Source organism: Dyella sp. S184, from assembly GCF_009766065.1.
GTDB lineage: Bacteria > Pseudomonadota > Gammaproteobacteria > Xanthomonadales > Rhodanobacteraceae > Rhodanobacter.
This window is the reverse complement of the sequence record NZ_LMUE01000003.1, coordinates 368,311-389,118: the sequence shown is the minus strand read 5'-3', so window position 1 is coordinate 389,118 and position 20,808 is coordinate 368,311. Positions and strand designations below refer to the sequence as shown.

General features: G+C 63.3%; 19 protein-coding genes and 1 tRNA gene. 15 read left to right on the top strand and 5 right to left on the bottom strand.

All coding sequences use genetic code 11. The annotated features are described in order from the left end of the window. The first annotated feature begins 42 nt into the window (after positions 1-42). Positions 43-2,664, top strand: a complete 2,622-nt coding sequence (gene glnD / locus GSQ75_RS09325) for a [protein-PII] uridylyltransferase (RefSeq protein WP_158754307.1) — start codon at positions 43-45, stop codon at positions 2,662-2,664. 83 nt (positions 2,665-2,747) lie between these two features. Continuing rightward, complete coding sequence (locus GSQ75_RS09320; RefSeq protein ID WP_158754305.1) at positions 2,748-3,197, top strand: CopD family protein; 450 nt, start codon at positions 2,748-2,750, stop codon at positions 3,195-3,197. A 21-nt stretch (positions 3,198-3,218) separates the two neighbouring features. On the opposite strand, the gene GSQ75_RS09315 is transcribed toward GSQ75_RS09320, so the two are convergent. Continuing rightward, positions 3,219-4,229, bottom strand: coding sequence for an NAD-dependent epimerase (locus GSQ75_RS09315; RefSeq protein WP_158754303.1), 1,011 nt, complete (start codon positions 4,227-4,229; stop codon positions 3,219-3,221). Positions 4,230-4,482: 253 nt separating this feature from the next. On the opposite strand from GSQ75_RS09315, the gene thrS reads away from it, so the two are divergent. The 10 genes from thrS to GSQ75_RS09265 all read left to right on the top strand — a co-directional run bounded on the left by thrS (position 4,483) and on the right by GSQ75_RS09265 (position 12,909). Then, positions 4,483-6,384: a threonine--tRNA ligase gene (gene thrS / locus GSQ75_RS09310; RefSeq protein ID WP_158754301.1), complete on the top strand. Its 1,902-nt coding sequence runs from the start codon at positions 4,483-4,485 to the stop codon at positions 6,382-6,384. 29 nt (positions 6,385-6,413) lie between these two features. After that, entirely contained in the window at positions 6,414-6,956 is a 543-nt protein-coding gene (infC, locus tag GSQ75_RS09305; protein WP_083743671.1) for a translation initiation factor IF-3, read from the top strand. A 228-nt stretch (positions 6,957-7,184) separates the two neighbouring features. Next, a complete protein-coding gene (rpmI, locus tag GSQ75_RS09300) occupies positions 7,185-7,382 on the top strand; it encodes a 50S ribosomal protein L35 (protein ID WP_077445148.1) in 198 nt (65 codons plus the stop codon). 16 nt (positions 7,383-7,398) lie between these two features. Further along, complete coding sequence (gene rplT, locus GSQ75_RS09295) at positions 7,399-7,758, top strand: 50S ribosomal protein L20 (protein WP_072757645.1); 360 nt, start codon at positions 7,399-7,401, stop codon at positions 7,756-7,758. A gap of 109 nt (positions 7,759-7,867) precedes the next feature. Then, the gene (pheS, locus tag GSQ75_RS09290; protein ID WP_158754299.1) at positions 7,868-8,863 is read left to right on the top strand and encodes a phenylalanine--tRNA ligase subunit alpha; all 996 of its coding nucleotides are present in this window, start codon (positions 7,868-7,870) and stop codon (positions 8,861-8,863) included. Between the two features lie 36 nt (positions 8,864-8,899). Continuing rightward, a complete protein-coding gene (pheT, locus tag GSQ75_RS09285; protein ID WP_158754297.1) occupies positions 8,900-11,278 on the top strand; it encodes a phenylalanine--tRNA ligase subunit beta in 2,379 nt (792 codons plus the stop codon). A gap of 1 nt (position 11,279) precedes the next feature. After that, positions 11,280-11,579, top strand: a complete 300-nt coding sequence (ihfA, locus tag GSQ75_RS09280; RefSeq protein ID WP_007512071.1) for an integration host factor subunit alpha — start codon at positions 11,280-11,282, stop codon at positions 11,577-11,579. Further along, on the top strand, positions 11,560-11,916 hold the full coding sequence (locus GSQ75_RS09275) for a MerR family transcriptional regulator (RefSeq protein WP_007804493.1): 357 nt from the start codon (positions 11,560-11,562) through the stop codon (positions 11,914-11,916). The genes ihfA and GSQ75_RS09275 overlap by 20 nt, the downstream gene beginning before the upstream one ends. Before the next feature lie 70 nt (positions 11,917-11,986). Further along, positions 11,987-12,063 (top strand) — tRNA-Pro (locus GSQ75_RS09270). Between the two features lie 114 nt (positions 12,064-12,177). Beyond that, a complete protein-coding gene (locus GSQ75_RS09265; protein WP_158754296.1) occupies positions 12,178-12,909 on the top strand; it encodes a hypothetical protein in 732 nt (243 codons plus the stop codon). A 51-nt stretch (positions 12,910-12,960) separates the two neighbouring features. On the opposite strand, the gene serA is transcribed toward GSQ75_RS09265, so the two are convergent. Beyond that, positions 12,961-14,193: a phosphoglycerate dehydrogenase gene (serA, locus tag GSQ75_RS09260; protein ID WP_158754294.1), complete on the bottom strand. Its 1,233-nt coding sequence runs from the start codon at positions 14,191-14,193 to the stop codon at positions 12,961-12,963. A gap of 120 nt (positions 14,194-14,313) precedes the next feature. On the opposite strand from serA, the gene GSQ75_RS09255 reads away from it, so the two are divergent. Together GSQ75_RS09255 and pip are read left to right on the top strand one after the other, a co-directional pair. After that, positions 14,314-15,705 carry an FAD-binding oxidoreductase gene (locus tag GSQ75_RS09255; protein WP_158754292.1) on the top strand — a complete coding sequence of 464 codons (1,392 nt, stop codon included), beginning with the start codon at positions 14,314-14,316 and terminating at the stop codon, positions 15,703-15,705. A gap of 61 nt (positions 15,706-15,766) precedes the next feature. Next, on the top strand, positions 15,767-16,723 hold the full coding sequence (gene pip / locus GSQ75_RS09250) for a prolyl aminopeptidase (RefSeq protein ID WP_158754290.1): 957 nt from the start codon (positions 15,767-15,769) through the stop codon (positions 16,721-16,723). A 37-nt stretch (positions 16,724-16,760) separates the two neighbouring features. On the opposite strand, the gene upp is transcribed toward pip, so the two are convergent. The 3 genes from upp to GSQ75_RS09235 all read right to left on the bottom strand — a co-directional run bounded on the left by upp (position 16,761) and on the right by GSQ75_RS09235 (position 19,577). Next, positions 16,761-17,405 (bottom strand): uracil phosphoribosyltransferase, encoded by a 645-nt coding sequence (gene upp / locus GSQ75_RS09245; protein WP_158754288.1) that lies wholly within the window; start codon positions 17,403-17,405, stop codon positions 16,761-16,763. A gap of 113 nt (positions 17,406-17,518) precedes the next feature. Further along, positions 17,519-17,914: a PsiF family protein gene (locus tag GSQ75_RS09240; protein WP_158754286.1), complete on the bottom strand. Its 396-nt coding sequence runs from the start codon at positions 17,912-17,914 to the stop codon at positions 17,519-17,521. A 166-nt stretch (positions 17,915-18,080) separates the two neighbouring features. Beyond that, the gene (locus tag GSQ75_RS09235; RefSeq protein ID WP_158754285.1) at positions 18,081-19,577 is read right to left on the bottom strand and encodes an aminotransferase class III-fold pyridoxal phosphate-dependent enzyme; all 1,497 of its coding nucleotides are present in this window, start codon (positions 19,575-19,577) and stop codon (positions 18,081-18,083) included. 290 nt (positions 19,578-19,867) lie between these two features. Here GSQ75_RS09235 and GSQ75_RS09230 point away from each other — a divergent pair, with 290 nt between their 5' ends. Further along, positions 19,868-20,797, top strand: coding sequence for an ABC transporter ATP-binding protein (locus GSQ75_RS09230; protein ID WP_158754284.1), 930 nt, complete (start codon positions 19,868-19,870; stop codon positions 20,795-20,797). The last annotated feature ends 11 nt before the right edge of the window (positions 20,798-20,808 follow it).

Here is a 20,808-nt window from a genome sequence, read left to right as displayed (position 1 = left end):
TCTGCGCTGGAATTCGTGATCATAGAAACCCCTCGCTCCAGCATGTCTCCGCTGCCGCGCCTGCCGGTGGCGGTGCCACGCTCGGGTGTGTCCGCGGAGGCGCGTCGTGCGCTGAGGCAATTGCTGGGCGACGTCGACCGGGCGCTGGCTACGGCATTCAGGGACGGCGCTGACGCCAGTGCGCTCGCACGGCGGCGCGGCGAGTCGGTCGAGCGGGTGGTGGCGCACGTGTGGATGGCCTGTCTCGGCGAGGTCAGCGAGGCGGCGCTCTTCGCAGTCGGTGGTTTCGGTCGCGGCCTGCTGTTTCCGTATTCGGATGTGGACCTGCTGGCGCTGGTGGAAACGCCCGAGCCGGCGCGACTGCGCGCACTGGAGCAGTTCTTTGCCACGCTGTGGGATGTCGGCCTGAAGGTCGGTCACGCGGTGCGCAATCCCGGCCAATGTCGTGCGCTGGCGGCGCAGGATGCCAGCGTCTTCACCAGTTTGCTGGATGCACGGCGGCTGGCGGGTGATCCGGCACTGGATGCCCGGCTGCATGCCATCGTCGATGATCCGGCGCTATGGCCGTCGCGCGAGTATCTGGCCGCGCGGCTGGCTGAGCGCGATGCGCGGCACGCCCGTTACGACGACACTGCTTACAACCTTGAGCCGAACCTCAAGGACGGGCCGGGTGGCCTGCGTACGCTTGATTCGTTGCGCTGGATGGCCCGGCGGCTGGCACACGTGGACGACTTGCACGGCATGGTGACGGAGGGGTTGCTCGATCCCGCCGAACAGGCCGCGTTGGAACAATCCGAAGCCACGCTGCGCCGTTATCGCTACGCACTGCATCTGGAGGCTGGCCGTCCCGAGGAGCGGCTGCTGTTCGACTATCAGCGCGCGCTGGCCACGCGGCTGGGGTTCGAGGACGAGCACGAGAAAAATCTCGGCGTCGAGCAGTTCATGCAGGGTTATTACCGTGCCGCCAGCCAGGTCGAGCGGCTTGGGGTGCAGGTGGCCGAACGTTTCGAGGAAATGCTCGAGCCACCGGGCTCGGCTGAGCCGGTCGGCAGCGACTTCGTGCGCTATGGCAAGCGGTTGGCGGCGCGGGCTCCGCAATTGTTCATGCAACGCCCCGCTGCACTGGTGGAGATCTTCATCGCGCGGCTTGATCAGCCGGGTGTGGTCGGCTTCAGTGCCGACACCATGCGCCGCATTCACCAGGCGACCGCCGTGCATGGTGATGCGCTGGCGGATGATCGCGACGTGCTGGCGGCCTTCCTGCAATTGTTACGGCGCGGGGCGCCAGCGGTGGAAGCCTTGTGGCGGATGAACCGGCACGGCTTGTTGGCTGCGATTCTGCCGGCCTTCGGCAAGGTATTCGGCCGCATGCAGTACGACCTGTTCCATGTTTACACGGTCGACGAACATACCTTGCGCGTGCTGCGCAACCTGGCGCGGTTTGCCGACCCGGTGGCGCAGCGCGAGTTTCCGCTGGGTTGCGAAATCTGGTCTGGACTGCCCACGCCGGAGGTGCTGCTGCTGGCCGCGCTGTTCCACGACATCGCCAAGGGCCGCGGTGGTGATCACTCGGTGCTGGGCGAGGAGGAGGCGCGCAGCTTCTGCACCCGGCTGGGCCTGCCGCCCGGCGATGTCGAGCGGGTCGCGTGGCTGGTGCGCTGGCATCTGCTTATGAGTACCACCGCGCAACGTCAGGACATCACCGACCCGGACGTGGTGCACCGGTTTGCCGAACAGGTCGGCAGTCGCGAGCGGCTGGGCCAGCTGTACCTGCTGACAATTGCCGACATCATCGGCACCAGTCCGCGACTGTGGAATGGCTGGAAGGACCGCCTGCTGTCGGATCTATGCATCGCCACCCGCTATGCCTTGCGCAGTGACGTGGAGCTGCCGCGGGACATCGGTGTGCGCGTGCACGAATGTTCCGAATATGCGCTCGCGTTATTGATGAACGAGGGGTATGCCGAGGCCGATGTCGTGCGGGTCTGGGTGGACTTCCCGCAACTCAGCTTCCTGCGTCACCGGCCCGAACAGATTGCCTGGCAGACCGCCGCGATTCTGCGCGCGCAAGGTTCGGTGCCCCTGGTTGCCGTGCATCCGTTGTCGGTGCGCGGCAGCACCGAGCTGTTTGTCTATACCCCCGATCGCGACGGCCTGTTCGCCACCGTCACTGCCGTGCTGGATCGCCTGCGCTTCTCGGTGATGGAATCGCGCATCCTAAGCTCGCCGACCGGCATGGCACTGGATACGTTCCTGCTGCTGGATGCGGACAGCCAGCAGCCGGTCAGTGTCGCCCGCGCGGAAGAACTGCAGCAGCGGTTGCAACGTGCATTGACGCAATCCAGTGGCGTGCAGCCGAGCAAGCGCGGCATGTCGCGTCATCAGAAACATTTCCAGATGACCCCCCAGATCAGTTTCCACGCGGCAGGCGACCGCACGCAGCTGGCCTTGATCGGCGCCGATCGTCCCGGCCTGCTGGCCGCCGTGGCGCAGGTCATGTTGCATACCGAAGTGCGCGTGCATGACGCGCGCATCGCGACATTCGGCGAGCGCGTAGAGGATTTCTTCCAACTGACAGATCGCCACAATGCGCCGCTCGACACTGCGCAACAGGAGCGCTTGCTGCACGCGCTGCTGGAGCGGATCGGTGTGACCAGGGACTGAGTGCCGCAGGGCCGACGTGAGCCGGCAGCCCCGCGCTATCATCGCGATCGCTGCGCATTGCAGCGTTTGCTGGTGATCCCGTCGTGGCCTATCTGCTGATCAAGTCGTTGCACCTGCTGTTCGCCATCGCATGGATGGCCACGGTGTTCTATCTGCCGCGGATCCTGGTGAATCTGGCCGAATCGGCCAGTGAGCCGGCGGTGCAGGCGCGGTTGCAGCTGATGGGACGGCGCCTGTACAAGTTCGGCCATGGCATGTTCGGTATCGCGTTCCTGTTCGGGCTGACCTTGTGGCAGGGCTGGCGAGTGTTTCCGCAGGCGTTGCCGAATGTCACCGCCTCGATGCACTGGATCGATGCAAAGCTGACCCTGGTGGTCTTGCTGCTGGCGTATTTCATGTGGGTCGGGCGCATGCTCAAGCGCAGCGAGAAGGGCAGTGCGCTACCCTCGTCACGTGCCTTGCGCTGGTTCAACGAGTTGCCGGTACTGGTGCTGTTCGGCGTGATCTACTTGGTGATCGCCAAGCCGTTCTGAAGACGCGCCCCAGCGGCGTCATCAATCCGTGGCGTGGTACTCGCGATACCACGCCACGAACTTTTCAACGCCTTGCTCGATGCTGGTGTTCGGCGCATAGCCGACATCCCGGCGCAGCGCGGAGACATCGGCCCAGGTGTCGGGTACGTCACCTGGTTGCATCGGCAGCAAGCGCTTTTCAACAGTGCGGCCGAGGTGCTGTTCCAGCAGCTCGATGAAGCGCAGCAACTGCACCGGTTGGTCGTTACCGATGTTATAGACGCGATACGGGGCGTTCGAGGTGCCGGGGTTCGGCAGCTCGGCGTTGTAGTTCTGGTCCGGTTCGGCAGGATGATCGAGCGCGCGGATCACGCCTTCGACGATATCGTCGATATAGGTGAAGTCGCGGCTGTGGTTGCCGTGGTTGAACACGTCGATCGGCTCGCCGCGGCTGATCCGGTCAGCGAACAGGATCGGCGACATGTCCGGTCGCCCCCAAGGCCCGTACACGGTGAAGAAGCGCAGGCCCGTAGTGGGCAGGCCGTACAGATGGCTGTAGGTATGCGCCATCAGCTCGTTTGCCTTCTTGCTGGCGGCGTACAGACTGAGCGGATGATCGACCGCATCCTCCACCGTGAACGGCAGCTTGCGGTTGGCGCCGTAGACCGAGCTGGACGAGGCATAGACCAGATGCTCGACGGCGCCGTGCCGGCAGGCTTCGAGCATGTTGATGAAGCCGACCAGATTGCTCTGCACATAGGCGCGCGGATTCTGCAACGAATAGCGTACGCCGGCCTGCGCAGCGAGATTCACCACTCGCTGCGGCTTGAAGGTGGTGAACGCGTGATCCACTGCTGCAGCGTCAGCCAGATCGGCGCGTTGATGGGTATAGTTCGGGTGAACAGCGAAGCGCACCAGCCGCGCTTCCTTCAGCGCCGGATCGTAGTAGTTGTTGTGGTTGTCGAAGCCGTAAACCACATCGCCGCGTGCCAGCAGGCGCTGCGCCAGGGCCGCGCCGATAAAGCCGGCGGTGCCGGTAACCAGAATGCGCATGGACGATCCTCAGGATGACCAGTTCATTCTATCGCTGAAGGTCCACCCGCATGGCCGGATTGGCGAGGATTGACACGCAATTTGAGCTAAACTAGCGTCTCAGCATTATCCACAAGACCAAGGTGGCCCGCGCTTCGCCGGCCGAGTGTGCGACATGGCAACTACAAGCTGCTCCCGCTGATACCCGCGACGCCTTGTGCTTTTATTTGAAGAAGGGCGGATGCCCTTTTTTGCTTTTCAGAGAATGGTTCCCATGATTGAGATCACGCTACCCGACGGCAGCAAACGGCCGTTCGATCATCCCGTTACCGTGCAGGACGTGGCCGCCTCGATTGGCGCCGGTCTGGCCAAGGCAACACTGGCCGGCAAGGTCGACGGTCAGTTGGTGGATGCCAGCTTCCCGATCGAGCACGACGCCAGCCTGCAGATCGTCACCGACAAGAGCCCCGAGGCGCTGGAAATCCTGCGTCACTCCACCGCGCATCTGATGGGGCAGGCCGTGCAGCGCCTGTACCCTGGTGCGCAGGTCACGATTGGCCCGGTGATCGACAACGGCTTCTTCTACGACTTCGCCTACGAGCGCCCGTTCACGCCCGACGATCTGCCGAAGATCGAGGCGGAGATGGAAAAGATCGTCGCCGAACAGCTGCCGGTGACGCGCAGTGTGAAGTCACGCGACGAGGCGGTGGCTTTCTTCCGCGGTCTGGGCGAGAACTACAAGGCCGAGATCATCGAGTCGATTCCGTCCGACGAGCCGTTGTCGCTGTATTCGCAGGGCGAGTTCACCGATCTGTGCCGCGGTCCGCACGTGCCGAACACCGGCAAGCTGCGCGCGTTCAAGCTGATGAAGGTGGCGGGCGCGTACTGGCGCGGCGATTCCAACAACGCAATGCTGGCCCGCATCTACGGTACGGCGTGGTTGAACGACAAGGACTTGAAGGCTTACCTGCTCCAGCTGGAAGAAGCCGAGAAGCGTGACCATCGCAAGATCGGCAAGCAGCTCGACCTGTTCCACCAGCAGGAAGAAAGCCCGGGCATGGTGTTCTGGCACCCGAACGGTTGGGCGATCTGGCAGGCCGTGGAACAGTACATGCGCGGCGTATACAAGCGCAGCGGCTACCAGGAAGTGCGCTGCCCGATGGTGCTGGACGTGTCGCTGTGGAAGAAGTCCGGGCACTGGGACAACTACGCCGAGAACATGTTCTTCACCGAGTCGGAGAAGCACACCTACGCGTTGAAGCCGATGAACTGTCCCGGCCATGTGCAGGTGTTCAATACCGGCCTGCACAGCTACCGTGAGCTGCCGATCCGCTACGGTGAATTCGGTGGCTGCCACCGCAACGAGCCATCCGGCGCACTGCACGGCATCATGCGTGTGCGCGCATTCACCCAGGACGATGGCCACATCTTCTGCACGCCCGAGCAGGTCGAAGCGGAAGTCACCGCGTTCCATCTGCAGGCAATGAAGGTGTATGCCGACTTCGGCTTCACCGACCTGGCGATCAAGCTCGCGTTGCGGCCGGAGAAGCGCATCGGTTCCGACGAATTCTGGGATCGCACCGAGGAGATGCTGCGTCGTGCGCTGCGCGCGGCCGGCGTCGAATGGGAAGAGCTGCCGGGTGAGGGCGCATTCTATGCGCCCAAGATCGAGTACCACCTCAAGGACTCGATTGGCCGCGCCTGGCAGGTCGGCACCATGCAGGTCGATTTCATGATGCCTGAGCGCCTGGGCGCCGAATATGTGGATGAACACTCGCAGAAACGGCATCCGGTGATGCTGCATCGGGCCATCGTGGGCTCGATGGAGCGTTTCATCGGTATCCTGATCGAGCACCATGCCGGCCTGCTGCCGCCCTGGCTGGCTCCGATACAGGCGGTGGTGCTCAATATCACCGATGCACAGGGCGATTACGTCAGCCAAGTGACGCAAACCCTTGTCGACAAAGGTTTCCGGGTACAATCGGATTTGCGCAACGAGAAAGTCGGCTATAAAATCCGCGAGCATACGATGCAAAAAGTGCCTTATCTCCTCGTGGTCGGTGACCGCGAGAAAGAGACGGGTGCGGTTTCCGTGCGTACCCGCTCGGGCGAGGATCTGGGCAGCATGCCGCTGGCCGATTTCGTTGAGCGACTGGTGACCGAAACCCGGCGCTGAGCGCCGATCGGTCAGTTTCATTACTTCTTCTGGAGGATCGTGGTATCGCTACCACCGACAACAAGGGCAACCGTCGTAACCTGGAAATCCGCGTTCCGCGGGTTCGTGTGATTGGTGCCGAGGCAGAGCAGCTCGGTATCCTGACCCGTGACGAGGCACTCGCGCTGGCGCAGGAAGCCGGCATGGATCTGGTCGAGATCCAGCCGAACGGCGACCCGCCGGTCTGCCGCATCATGGATTACGGCAAGTTCAAGTTCGAAGCCCAGAAGAAGGCGCAGGCCGCCAAGAAGAAGCAGAAGCAGGTCGAGATCAAGGAAGTGAAGTTTCGTCCGGTCACGGACGTGGGCGACTACCAGATCAAGCTGCGCAACATGCTTCGCTTCCTCGAGGAAGGCGACAAGGTCAAGGTCACCATCCGCTTCCGCGGCCGCGAGATGTCGCACCAGGACCTGGGCCAGAACCTGGCCAAGAAGATCCAGGAAGACGTCGGCGAGAACGGCCAGATCGAGTCGTTCCCGCGGCTCGAAGGGCGCCAGATGGTCATGATGATCGGCCCCAAGAAGAAGCAGTAAGACAAACGGCGACCCATGGGTCGCCGTTTTCATGCCGATGCCGCACCGCTGGCATCCGGCAGACTTAATCCGTATAATCGCCGGTTCGACCCGCAGGAAGGGTCGTGAACCGATCGCGGCAGGACGGAAAGAGTGGTCCAGACTCAATCGAGGATGGGATCACCGCCAGATCAGTCAGAAACCGGGGCCGCCCTGTTACAGGACGCACCCCATACAAGGAGCATTCCCATGCCCAAGATTAAGACCAACCGGGCGGCGGCGAAGCGTTTTCGCAAGACCGCGTCGGGCAAAATCAAGTGCGGCCACGCCTTCAAGTCACACATCCTGACCAAGAAGTCGACCAAGCGTAAGCGCGGTCTGCGTGCACCGAATCATCTGAAGGCGTGCGACACCAAGGGTGTAGCGCGCATGTTGCCGTACTTGTAAGACGAGGAGATAAACCATGGCTCGTGTAAAGCGTGGCGTTACCGCCCGTCGTCGTCACAAGAAAGTTATCGGTCGTGCCAAGGGCTATTACAACGCCCGTCGCAAGGTCTTCCGCGTTGCCAACCAGGCCGTCATCAAGGCTGGTCAGTACGCCTACATCGGCCGCAAGCAGCGCAAGCGTCAGTTCCGCGCCCTGTGGATCGTCCGTATCAATGCTGCTGCGCGCATGTTCGGTCTGTCCTACAGCCGCCTGATCAATGGCCTGAGCAAGGCCGGGATCACGGTCGACCGCAAGGTGCTGGCTGATATCGCCGTGCACGACATCAAGGCGTTTGAAGTGATCGCCGAGAAAGCAAAGGCCAGTCTGGCCGCTTGATCGTCGGACGCTTCTGCGTCAGCACGATATGATGTAAAGCAAGCGGGGAGGAGGCCATGGTCTCCTCCCCGTTTTCGTTTCTGTGGATCCTCAAGCCGGAATCGCATCGATGGATGATCTGGACAGCCGCGCCGCGCAGGCGCTGGCCGAAATCGACAAGGTCGACACGCTGGAGGCACTCGACGCGCTGCGCGTCGGCCTGCTGGGCAAGAGCGGCATTGTCACCGCCGCTTTGAAGGCGCTCGGTGCGCTGGCGCCGGATGAGCGCAAGGCGCGTGGTGCCGAGGTGAACCGGGTCAAGGATCGCCTCGCCGACGCCCTGGCGGTGCGCAAGCGGGTGCTGGAGCAGGCCGAGCTGGATCGCCGGCTGGCTTCCGAGAAGCTCGACATCAGCCTGCCAGGACGCGATGGCGAACGCGGCGGCATCCATCCGATCACACGTGCGCTGGAGCGTATCTCCGCGATCTTCGCGCGGCTCGGGTACCAGCGTGCCGACGGTCCGGAGATCGAGGACGACTGGCACAACTTCGAGGCATTGAACTTCCCGCCGCATCATCCGGCGCGTGCGATGCATGACACGTTCTACTTTGGCGATGGGCGCCTGTTGCGCACACACACCTCGCCAGTGCAGATCCGTGCGATGAAAGGCCGCCAGCCGCCGATCCGCATCATCGCGCCGGGCAAGGTCTACCGCAGCGATTCGGACCAGACCCATTCGCCGATGTTCCATCAGATCGAAGGCCTGCTGGTCGACGAGACCTCCAGCTTTGCCGACCTGAAGGGTACCTTGGCCGAATTCATCCGCGCGTTCTTCGAGCGCGATTTCGAGATGCGTTTCCGGCCCAGCTATTTCCCCTTTACCGAGCCCTCGGCTGAGGTGGATATCCGCTGGGATGCGGAAGAGGGCTCGACGCGCTGGCTGGAAGTGCTGGGCTGCGGCATGGTGCATCCGAACGTATTGGCGAACTGCGGCATCGATCCGGAGCGTTATACCGGTTTTGCCTTTGGCCTCGGCGTGGAGCGCTTCGCGATGCTGCGTTACGGCGTGTCCGATCTGCGCGCGTTCTTCGAGAACGACCTGCGCTTCCTCAAGCAGTTCGCCTGATTCCTCGTATATAGATCGCCGTTAGGAAACGACACGATGAAATTCTCCGAGAACTGGCTGCGCGAGCTGGTCGAGATCAAGGCCGACCGCGCCGCACTGGCTCACGCATTGACCATGGCCGGGCTGGAAGTGGAAGAACTGACCGTGCTGGGCGAAGGCCTGGCTGGTGTGGTGGTGGCCGAGATCGTCGCCACCGAAAAGCATCCCGAAGCCGATCGTCTGCAGGTGTGCAAGGTGAACGCGGGGCAGGGCGAGCTGCTGCAGATCGTCTGTGGCGCGCCGAATGCGCGCGTCGGCATCAAGGTGCCGCTGGCCATGGTGGGCGCCAGCCTGCCGGATGGCATGTCGATCAAGGCCGCCAAGCTGCGTGGCGTGGAGTCGTTCGGCATGCTCTGTTCGGCCAAGGAGCTGGGCATCGATGCCGATGCATCCGGCCTGCTTGAGTTGCCGCTGGATGCGCCGGTGGGCCAATCGTTGGCCGATTATCTGGGCCTTCCCGATGCCAGCATCGAGCTGAAGCTCACGCCGAACCGTCCCGATTGCCTGGGTCTGGTCGGTCTCGCGCATGATGTCGCGGCGCTGTTCGGCAGTGCGGTGAAAGTACCGGCACAGGTCGCAGCAGCCGTAACCAGCGATGCACGCCGCGGCATCCGACTCGAAGCCGGCAAGGACGCGCCTCGTTATCTGGGCCGCATCGTCGAAGGCATCGATCCATCCGCGCACTCCCCGCGGTGGCTGGCCGAGCGCTTGCGCCGCGCGGGTCTGCGCCCGATCAGCGCCGTGGTCGACATCACCAACTACGTGATGCTGGAACTTGGCCAGCCACTGCACGCGTTCGACAACGACGCGCTGCAGGGCGACATCGTCGTGCGCCATGCGATTGCTGGCGAGACCTTGAAGCTGCTGGACGGCAGCGAGGCGAAACTCGATCCGGGTTTCGTACTGATTGCCGACGAACACAAGGCGCTGGCGGTGGCGGGCGTGATGGGCGGTTTTGATTCGCGTGTCACGGACGCCACGCACAACATTTTCCTGGAGTCGGCACATTTCGCGCCGGCCGCGATCATGGGCCGCGCGCGCAAGCTCGGCATGCACACCGATGCCTCGCACCGCTTCGAGCGCGGCGTCGATCCTGAGTTGCCACGCCGCGCGCTGGAGCGAGCCACCGAGCTATTGCTGGCGATTGCCGGCGGCAAGGCCGGCCCGGTGCTGGTTGCGGAGAATCTTGCCGACCTGCCGAAGCCAGCTGCGGTGACGTTGCGTCGCGCACGTCTGAAACGTGTGTTGGGTGTAACGGTGGATGACGCCGAAGTAGCGCGCATCTTCACTGCACTGGGCATGCAGGTGACGCCGACAACCGACGGCTGGCAGATCACCGCACCAAGCAGCCGCTTCGATATCGAGCGCGAAGAGGACCTGATCGAGGAAGTCGCGCGCATCTTCGGTTACGACAATATCCCCACGGATACGCCAACCGGTGCGCTCACCCTGGCGATCGAGCCTGAGGCCCGCATCGGCGAGCTGGCGCTGCGCGAGCAACTGGCCGCACGTGGTTACTACGAAGCGGTGAACCTGTCATTCGTCGCCGCAGATTTGTTGGCGCGCTGGGGCTTCACCGAGCGACTGGTGCCGCTGGCCAATCCGCTGTCAGCCGATCTGGCCGTGATGAGGCCGTCGTTGCTGCCTGGCCTGATCGAGGCGCTGCGACACAATCGGGCACGCCAGCAGGAGCGCGTCCGGCTGTTTGAAGTGGCGCGGGTATTCGAGCAAGGCAATCCTCCCGTGGAGACCCCAAGCGTGGCGATGGTCGCCTGCGGTAGCGCGCGTGCTGAACAATGGGGCGAAGTGTCCCGTCCGCTGGATTTCCATGACCTCAAGGGCGATCTGGATGCCCTGATCGCCTGGGGTGGCGAGCCGCAGCGCTGGTCGGTGCACGCCGATGGCCTGCCGGGCTGGCTGCATCCAGGCCGCGGCGCGCGGGTTGCGCGCGACGGCGAAACCGTCGGTTACCTCGGCGCACTGCACCCGCAGCTGGCCAAGGCGCTGGATCTGGGCGCTGATGTGCACGTGCTGGAGCTGGCGCTGGAGCCGCTGCTGGCGCGTCGCCTGCCGAAGGCACAGCCGGTTCCGCGATTTCCTGCGGTACGCCGGGACATTGCGATGGATCTGCCGGAAGAGATCAGCTGGTCACAGATTGAGCAAACTGTCCGCGGCAGTCTGGGCGAACGGCTCAAAGAACTCTGCCTGTTCGACCGTTACAGTGGCAAAGGGGTCGAATCGGGCCGAAAAAGTCTCGCTATGGGCTTGATTTTACAGGACGCTTCACGCACCCTTACTGACGACGACGCGGACCGTTGCGTACGAGAAGCGATAGCTGCGTTGGAGCAATCATGCAAGGCAAAGCTGCGAGGATGAGATGGCGCTGACCAAGGCGGAAATGGCCGAGCGGCTTTTCCTCGACGTGGGCCTCAACAAGCGTGAAGCGAAGGAATTCGTGGACGCCTATTTCGAGGTGGTCCGGGGAGCGCTGGAAAACGGTGAGCAGGTGAAGTTGTCCGGTTTCGGAAATTTCGACCTGCGGCTGAAGAACCAGCGACCAGGGCGTAACCCGAAAACCGGCGAGGAGATTCCAATCTCGGCACGCCGTGTGGTGACGTTCCGACCAGGACAAAAACTCAAGGTGAGAGTCGAGGGCTATGCTGGACCAAGGGAATAACACCGAACTGCCCGCCATTCCGGCCAAGCGCTATTTCACCATTGGTGAAGTGGGCGAGCTTTGCGGTGTGAAGCCTCACGTGTTGCGTTACTGGGAGCAGGAGTTTCCTGCGCTCAATCCGGTCAAGCGCCGCGGCAACCGCCGTTATTACCAGCGCCATGACGTGCTGATGATCCGGCAGATCCGTTCGCTGCTGTACGACGAGGGCTTCACCATCACCGGTGCCCGCGCACGGCTCGAGGGGCCGCAGGCACGGATGGAAGCAAGCATGTCGCACCAGATCGTCCGTCAGGTACGGATGGAACTGGAAGAAGTACTGACGCTGCTGCGTCGCTGAGCGCACTTATCCTTTGGTGGCTTCCGGCATGGCCCGGTGAGCTGCTAAACTAAGCAACTTGCCGAACAGTCGGGGCGTAGCGCAGCCTGGTAGCGCATCTGCCTGGGGGGCAGAGGGTCGTCGGTTCAAATCCGGCCGCCCCGACCAATTCGCAAGGATCACGTGACGGCGCCCAGGGCGCCGTTGTCGTTTATGCGCACGCGACGCGGCGGCCGATGGCACGCTAGGCTGTATCCGGATTCCCCGACCCGGAGGTTGCGTATGCCGTCCAACTGCTGTCACCCGAATGCACCCCACATAAAGCTGAAGGCGCCGGACTGGTATGTGTCGGCGTTGATGCTGGATCGTGCGCTGGACGCGATCCTGCGCCGCGTCAAGAACCTCGATCGCGATCACGACATCCCCTACCTCGCCGGCTACAGCAAGGATGGCAAGACCATCTACATCGATCGTCATCTTCCGGAAAGCTTCATCTTTCGTGGCCGCACCATCGGTGTGGACCGGTTCCTGATCCTGCACGAAGAGGTGGAGAAAACGCTGATCGATCAGTTGGGCCTGCACTACCTGCATGCCCATCAGATTGCCACCCGCGCGGAAGAGGCGGCGGTCAATGCCGAGCGCATCACCTGGGCGGCCTACGACCGTTTCATGCAGAAGTACGTGAAGTCGATCGGTGACGAGCGCCTGACCAAGGTGCCGGCAGACCTGGACCTGAAGCCGTATCGCGATTATCACGACTATGACCTGATGCAGCGGATGTTGCAGCACATCGATCGCCAGCCGGGCATCGGCGTGAAGTTGCGGGCCGAACTGAAGGCTTATGCCGATGCATTCCACGAAGAGCATCGGATTGAAAAGCGTCATCTGGCCGGCGGCACCACCGCTTCGCGCAAGGGCAACGGTGCAGCCAAACCGGCTGCGGCGAAGAGAGAGCCTGCGAAAAAGACCGCAGCGACTAGCGGCAAACCCCGGCGATCGTCAACGCCAGCGTGATTGACTGTGCGCTGCCGATATCGGCAGCGCACAGGCTTCACAGCGTGTGCCTCAGTAAAGCACGCGGGTGCGCAAGGTGCCTGGAATCGCCGCCAGCTTTTCCTTCAGTGTCGTGGCTTGCGTCACGTCGGCGGTGACGTCGATCACCACGTAACCCACCTCGGCATCGGTCTGCAGGAACTGCGCATCGATGTTGATGTTGCCCGCGGAAAACAGTTCGTTGATGCGCGACAGCATGCCCGGCACATTTCGATGGATATGCAGCAGGCGGCGACTGTGCGGGTGTTCGGGCAAGGTGACTTCGGGGAAGTTCACCGCCGACAGGGTCGAGCCGTTGTCGCTGTAACGGATCAGCTTGCTGGCGACCTCGATGCCGATGTTGTCCTGCGCCTCCAGCGTGCTGCCGCCAATGTGCGGGGTGAGGATAACGTTGTCCATGCCGATCAGCGGTGAGACGAAGGCGTCGTCGTTGCCCTTCGGTTCGAGCGGAAAGACATCCACCGCGGCACCGGCCAGATGGCCGTCGCGCAGTGCCGCCGCCAGCGCATCGATATCCACCACGCTGCCGCGCGAGGCATTGATCAGCATCGCGCCGGCGCGCATCTTCGCCAGTTGTTCGCGCCTGATCATCAGCTGCGTGGCGGGAGTTTCCGGCACATGCAGGGTGACCACGTCGGCGCGTTCCAGCAACTCGTCCAGACTCGAAACCGCACGCGCATTGCCCAGTGAAAGCTTGGTTTCGATGTCGTGGAAGATCACCCGCATGCCGAGGCTCTCGGCCAGCACGCCGACCTGGGTGCCGATGTGGCCGTAACCGACGATGCCGAGCACCTTGTCGCGCGTCTCGAAGCTGCCGGCGGCGGATTTCGTCCAGCCACCGCGATGGCACAGCGCGTTCTTCTGCGGGATGCCGCGCAACAGCATGATCGCCTCGGCGATCACCAGCTCGGCCACGCTGCGCGTGTTGGAGTAGGGCGCATTGAACACCGGCACGCCGAGCTTTCGCGCAGCGGTCAGATCCACCTGGTTGGTACCGATGCAGAAGCAGCCCACCGCAATCAAGCGTTTGGCCTGCGCCAAGACGTCTTCACTGAGTTGCGTGCGCGAGCGGATACCGACGATATGGGCATCGGCGATGCGCTGCTTGAGCTCGGCCTCGGGCAGCGATTTCGCATGCAGCTCGACCTGACTGTAGCCGGCGCGATGAAAGCTCTCGACCGCACTGGCGCTGACACCCTCCAGTAGCAACACCTTGATGTCTTGACGGGGGTAGGAAGTCTGCATGGAGCGGCCTGGGCAGGAAGGAGCTCGTACTATGCCAGAGCCGGAGGCAAATTGCGGCGCTGCAGCACTGGACGGGACGCGATACGGCTGGCAGGCTGCGTGGATATCCTGGAGTCCAGCATGTCCGACGCGCGCCTTGCCGAATTGACCCGATGCCTGCCCGGTCTGCGGTTGCTTACCGAGCCAGGCGATCTGGAGCATTACGGCCGCGACTGGACCCGGCGCTGGACACCATCACCGCTGGCGATCGCGTTGCCGGCCAGCATCGAGGAAGTGCAGGCGATCGTGCGCTGGGCCAACCTGCAGCACGTGGCGATCGTGCCCTCGGGCGGCCGTACCGGTTTGTCTGGCGGGGCAGTCGCCGCGAACGGTGAGTTGGTGCTGAGTCTGGAACGGATGAATCGCGTGCTGGATTTCGACGCGGTGGATCGAACGCTCACGGTGCAGCCAGGAATCATCCTGCAGGCGGTACATGATGCTGCCCGCAGTCACGGCCTGATCTACCCGGTCGATTTTGCCGCCCGTGGCTCATGTTCGATCGGCGGCAACATCGCCACCAATGCCGGCGGCATCCGGGTGATCCGCTACGGCAACACACGCGAATGGATCGCCGGGGTGAAGGTGATCACCGGCAACGGTGAATTGCTTGAGCTCAATCGCGGCCTGACCAAGAACTCCAGCGGCTACGATTTCCGTCAGCTGATGATCGGCTCGGAGGGCACGCTGGGCATCGTGGTGGAAGCGACGCTGAGACTCACCGATCCGCCGCCGACCTCGCAGGTGATGTTGCTGGCGTTGCCGGACATGGATGCCTTGATGCAGGTGTTTGCGCTGTTCCGTGCACGACTGACGCTGCAGGCATTCGAGTTCTTTACCGATCGCGCGCTTGAGCACGTGCTGGCGCACGGCGCGCAACGCGCCATCGAAGGTGACTATCCGTATTACGTAGTGACCGAGTTCGATGCCACCGACGAACGGGCGCAGGATGCCGCGCTGGCGGCGTTCGAGCATGCACTGGAGCAGGGCTGGGTCAGCGATGGCGTGATCGCACAAAGCGACGCGCAGGCGGCCGCCTTGTGGCGCTTGCGCGAAGGCATTACCGAAAGCCTGGCCTCGCGCCGACCATACAAGAACGACGTGTCGGTGCGGATCAGCGCCGTGCCGGCTTTCCTGCAAGAGATGCAGGCGCTGCTGGCGCGTGAGTACCCGCAGATCGAGGTGGTCTGGTTCGGCCATATCGGCGACGGCAACCTGCATATCAATGTGTTGCGCCCGGACGATCTGGCCGAGGAGGCGTTCATCGCCCAGTGCGAACATGTCACCAAGCTGCTGGCAGCGACCTTGCAGCGGCACGGCGGCAGCATCTCGGCCGAACACGGCATTGGCCTGGTCAAGCGGGCCTATCTGGAAAGTACCCGCAGTGCGGCAGAAATCGCACTGATGCGGGGCGTACGCAAGGTGTTTGATCCGAACGGCGTCCTCAATCCCGGCAAGCTGTTTGCGGACGGCTGAGGGCCTCCAAACGAGGCCCATGCTAGTCTAGGCGGCTTGTCCGCACGTTTGAGGAGCCGTCATGTCGCCGCCGATTCGTTCGCTGTATCCCGAGATCGAGCCTTTCGACAGGGGCTTGCTCAAGGTGTCCGCGCTGCACACGCTGTACTACGAGCAGAGCGGCAATCCGAACGGCAAGCCGGTGGTATTCCTGCACGGTGGCCCGGGTGGCGGCACCAGTCCGAAGTGCCGGCGCTTCTTCGATCCGGCGATCTATCGCATCGTGCTGTTCGATCAGCGAGGCTGCGGCAAGTCCACCCCGCATGCGGAACTGACCGACAACACCACCTGGGACCTGGTCGCCGATATCGAGCGCCTGCGCGGGCATCTGTCGATCGATCGCTGGCAGGTGTTCGGCGGCTCCTGGGGCTCCACGCTGGCACTGGCGTATGCGCAGACGCATCCGGACAAGGTGACCGAGCTGGTGCTGCGCGGTATCTTCATGCTGCGCCGCTGGGAGCTGGAATGGTTCTACCAGAAGGGTTGCGACGCGCTGTATCCGGACGCATGGGAAACCTATCTCAACGCGATTCCGGAAGCCGAACGCGGCGACCTGATGAGCGCCTACCACCGTCGCCTGACCAGCACTGATCCGAAAACACGCACGGATGCCGCGCGTGCCTGGTCGGTATGGGAGGGGGCCACCAGCTTCCTGTGGCAGGATTCATCGCATATCGAATCCAGCGCCGAGGACGAGTTCGCGCTGGCGTTCGCGCGCATCGAATGCCATTACTTCGTCAACGGCGGCTTCTTCGAGCATGACGACCAGCTGCTGCGCAACGTGGACCGGATCCGCAAGATCCCGACCGTGATCGTGCAGGGCCGCTACGACGTGGTTTGCCCGCTGCGCAGTGCGTGGGATCTGCATCGTGCATGGCCGAAAGCGGACTTGCACATCGTGCAGGACGCTGGGCACTCGGCATTCGAGCCGGGAATCACGCGTGAGCTGCTTGAAGCGACCGATCGCTTCGGTCGCTGATATTTTGCGCCGACGGTTGTAGGAACAGGTTCTCGCTTTAGTCGATTGGCGGCAGTTGCTTGGTGCCGAAAATCTTGTCGCCGGCATCGCCGAGCCCGGGCAGGATGTAACCGTTTTCGTTGAGGCGCTCGTCGATCGAGGCGGTGTAGATCTCGATGTCTGGATGTGCCGCCTCGATGCGCTTGAGGCCTTCCGGCGCGGCGACCAGGAATAGCCCCTTGATGCGTTTGCAGCCGGCGGCCTTCAACATGTCGACGGCAGCGATCAAGGTGCCGGCGGTCGCCAGCATCGGGTCGACGATCAACGCGATGCGTTCGTCCATGCGGCCGCTGAGCTTTTCGTAATAGGCGACGGGTTGCAGGGTGTGCTCATCGCGCTGCACGCCGACCACGCTGACCTTGGCCGAGGGGATCATGTCCAGCACGCCAGGCAGCATGCCTAAGCCGGCGCGCAGGATCGGCACGATGGTGATCTTCTTGCCCTTGATCCGGTGCACCTGCAACGGGCCGGCCCACCCGTCGATCTGCTCCGCGACGGTTTCCAGATCCTTGGTGGCTTCATAGGTGAGCAGTGCGGCGACCTCGGAGGCCAGCTCGCGGAATTCCTTGGTGCTGATGCCGGCGCGGCGCATCAGGCCGAGCTTGTGCTGGATCAGCGGATGGCGGACTTCGTTGATCTTCATGGTCGACTGTCTTCAAGGGCAGCGCATGGCAACGCGACAGTCATGGAGCTTAGCGAAGTGGTCCTGCACACGCACGCATGAGCATGTCTGCGTGTGCAGTGACCGATCCGATATTACGGGGTGGCTGGGGCCGCTGTGCCGCCACCCTTCAGACAGTTGCTCATGAATGCCTTGTGGGCCGCACCGGTAGGTGCCTTGACCTTGGCGTCGGCATTGCAGCTCTTCATTTTTTCCTGCTGGGTTTGCTTGGCGGACGGTGCGGCGGCTGGCGCAGCCGCTGGCATTGCGGCGGCGGTGCTATTGCCTTTCAGGCAGGAACTCATGAATGTCTTGCGGTCAGCCCCTGTCTTGCCGGTGGCCTGCTTGTTGCAATCGCCCATGCGCTGCTGCTGCGGTGTGAGTGTCTTCGCAGCAGGGGCTGCCATGCTGGCGGCTTGCGGTGCTGCGAAGGCTGCGCCGGCAAAGGCAAAGGCGGCGCTGATGGCAAGCAGACGTAGTGACATCGACATCGTTGAGTCCTCCCTAGGTGACCGGCAGCTGCCGGCCAGCCCAGTCTATGCCGACTGGCGATCGCCGTGGAAGGTAATCGGATACTCAGTGCAAGTCGTATTCATCTACGGCCATGCAGTGTGATTGCATGGTCGTAGATGTAGGGCCGGCCGGAAACGTGTGCGATCAGGCCGCCTCGGCCTTGGCCTTGCGAGGGCCTTCCAGCAGCGCCTTGCGCACATGTGCCACGACCAGGTCGATTTCGGCGCTGGTGACGTTGAAGTGCGGAGTGAAGCGCAGCGAGTTGACGCCGCCGTGGATCACGCCAACGCCGTGCTCGCGCATGTACTCCTCGGTCGAGCCGGCGCCGTAGCACTTGTACTCCGGTGCCAGCTCGCAGGAGAACAGCAGGCCGGTGCCCTGCACCTTGGTGATCAGGCCACCGAGTTCGTTCTTCAGAGCGTTGAGCTTGTCGACGAATTCCTTGCCACGCTCGCGGATGTTGGCACGCACGTCGTCGGTCAACTCACCCAGCGTGGCCAGGGCCACGTCCAGCGCGCGCGGGTTTGCCGTCATGGTGTTGCCGTAGATGCCCTTGCGGTACAAGCCGGCGGTGCGCGCGGTGACCGCCAGTACCGACAGCGGGTACTGGCCAGCGTTGAGTGCCTTGGAGAAGGTTTCCATGTCCGGCGCTGGCAGCTTCTCGAAGCCCGGGTAGTCGGTGATCGACAGCACGCCATGTGCACGCAGGCCAGCCTGGATCGAATCGATCAGCAGCAAGGTGCCGTGGGCCTCGGTCAAGGCGCGAGCCGCCTTGTAGAACTCCGGTGTCACCGCACGCCCCGGATCGCCTTCGCCCATCACCGGTTCCAGGAACATCGCCTCGATGAACCAGCCGTGCTTGTCGGCGTCGGCGAATGCCGCTTCCAGCTGCGCGATGTCATACGGCGCAACAGTGATCACGCTGTCTTCGTGGCGGTAGCTGGCGAGGTGCTGCTGGTAGGTCTTGCGGCTGGAATCGGAATACAGCGCCGGCTTGTCGGTGCGGCCGTGGAACGCACCCTTCACTGCCAGGCGCTTGATCGTGCGGCCGGCGTAGCGAGCGCCGGTATCGGTCATCAGCTTGGCATTGACGTCGGCAATCCGGCAGGCCAGCGAGACCGACTCGGAGCCGGAGTTCAGGCACAGATAATTCGTATACGGACTGCCACCGCGGGTGCGGCCCAGCTCCTTGTTGAGTGCGGCGGTGAAGCGCAACTGCGACACGCTGGGCGCCATCACGTTGGCCATGACCTGCGGACGGCTCAGCGCTTCGAGGATCGCCGGGTCGTTGTGGCCGAAGCCGAGCATGCCGTAGCCGCCGTTGTCGTGCACCACGGCACCCTTCAGGGTGACGATCCACGGACCGCGCGCCGCCGCCGCGAGATACGGGTTGATCGCATCGTCCGGGTAGAAGTTGACGAAGCCAGCCTGGACCTGCGCCAGCTGCTCGGTTTCATCGAGCTTGAGGAAGTCGGCCAGATCGGCGCGCAATTCCTGATGACGCGCCACGGCTTCGGCAATCACCTGGACCAGCATGGGGTCGTTCGCGGCCATGCGCTCGATGCTGGCGTCGTCCAGACCGATGGTCCGCGGCTTGCCACCGAATTCGCGCAGTTCGCGCAGCTGGTTGATCACACCCATGTTGAATCCTCCGTAGCTCCGCCGGCCGGCATGCAGTGCCGGGCTGGTGGACATTAGTGAATGCGTGGCGGGAGACGCGGGCGACGCGCTTCCTCAATGTTTTCAGATGCTTTGCGCCGCCATTTCAGGGCATGCAGGGCGACCTTATCCCTCACAGGATACCTTGCGGCGCCAGCCGCCGTAACCCCGTGCCAGGCCGAGGGTGACGGCTGTCACCCCCGATGACTGACGCCGGCGACTGCCTGCCGTGGCTGGTCCCGCGCACGATAGGTGGCACTGGAGGAGTTCCCATGACACATGCCCATGATCCGATTGCCCGCCTCGACGGTGCTGTCAAACGCTATGGCCCGCTCACAGCGCTGGATGGCGCCGACCTGCGCCTGCAGCGCGGCGAACTGCTGGCGTTGCTCGGCCCCAACGGTGCCGGCAAGACCACCGCGATCGGCCTGTTGCTCGGGCTGATCCGTGCCGATGCCGGCACGGTCGAGCTGTTCGGGCAGGATCCGCAGCAGATCGAGGCACGCCGGCGGATCGGCGTGATGCTGCAGAACGCCGAATTGCCGGCGACGCTGCGGGTGGGCGAACTGTTGCGATTGACGGCCAGCTATTACCCGGCACCGCGCAGCCTGGCGGATACCGCCGAACTGGCTGGCATCGGTGATCTGCTCAAGCGCCCCTACGCGAAACTCTCCGGTGGCCAGCAGCGGCGCGTGCAATTCGCGCTGGCGCTGTGCGGCCGCCCCGAGTTGCTGTTCCTGGACGAGCCCACCGTGGGCATGGATATCGAGGCGCGGCAGAAGCTATGGGTGGCGATCCGCCAACTACTCGGCGAGGGCTGCGCAGTGCTGTTGACCACGCATTATCTGGAAGAGGCTGAAGCACTGGCGGATCGCGTCTGCGTGATGGCGCATGGCCGCATGATCCACGAAGGCACGGTTGACGAGCTGCGTGCACGGGTGGCGATGAAGCGCATCCGCTGCCTGAGTATTTTGCCGGCCGACACCGTGCGTGGCTGGCCTGAGGTCAGTGAGGTGCGCCGGGATGGCGAGCGCCTGCATATCGGTACTGCCGAGGCCGAGGTCGTGGTTCGTCGATTGCTCGACACCGATCGCCATCTGCGCGAACTGGAAGTACACCGCGCCGGTCTGGCCGAGGCATTTACCGAGCTTACCCGCGATGCCGACGAGGCATCGGACACCAATCAGCGCGAGGCCGCCTGAGATGGAAACCA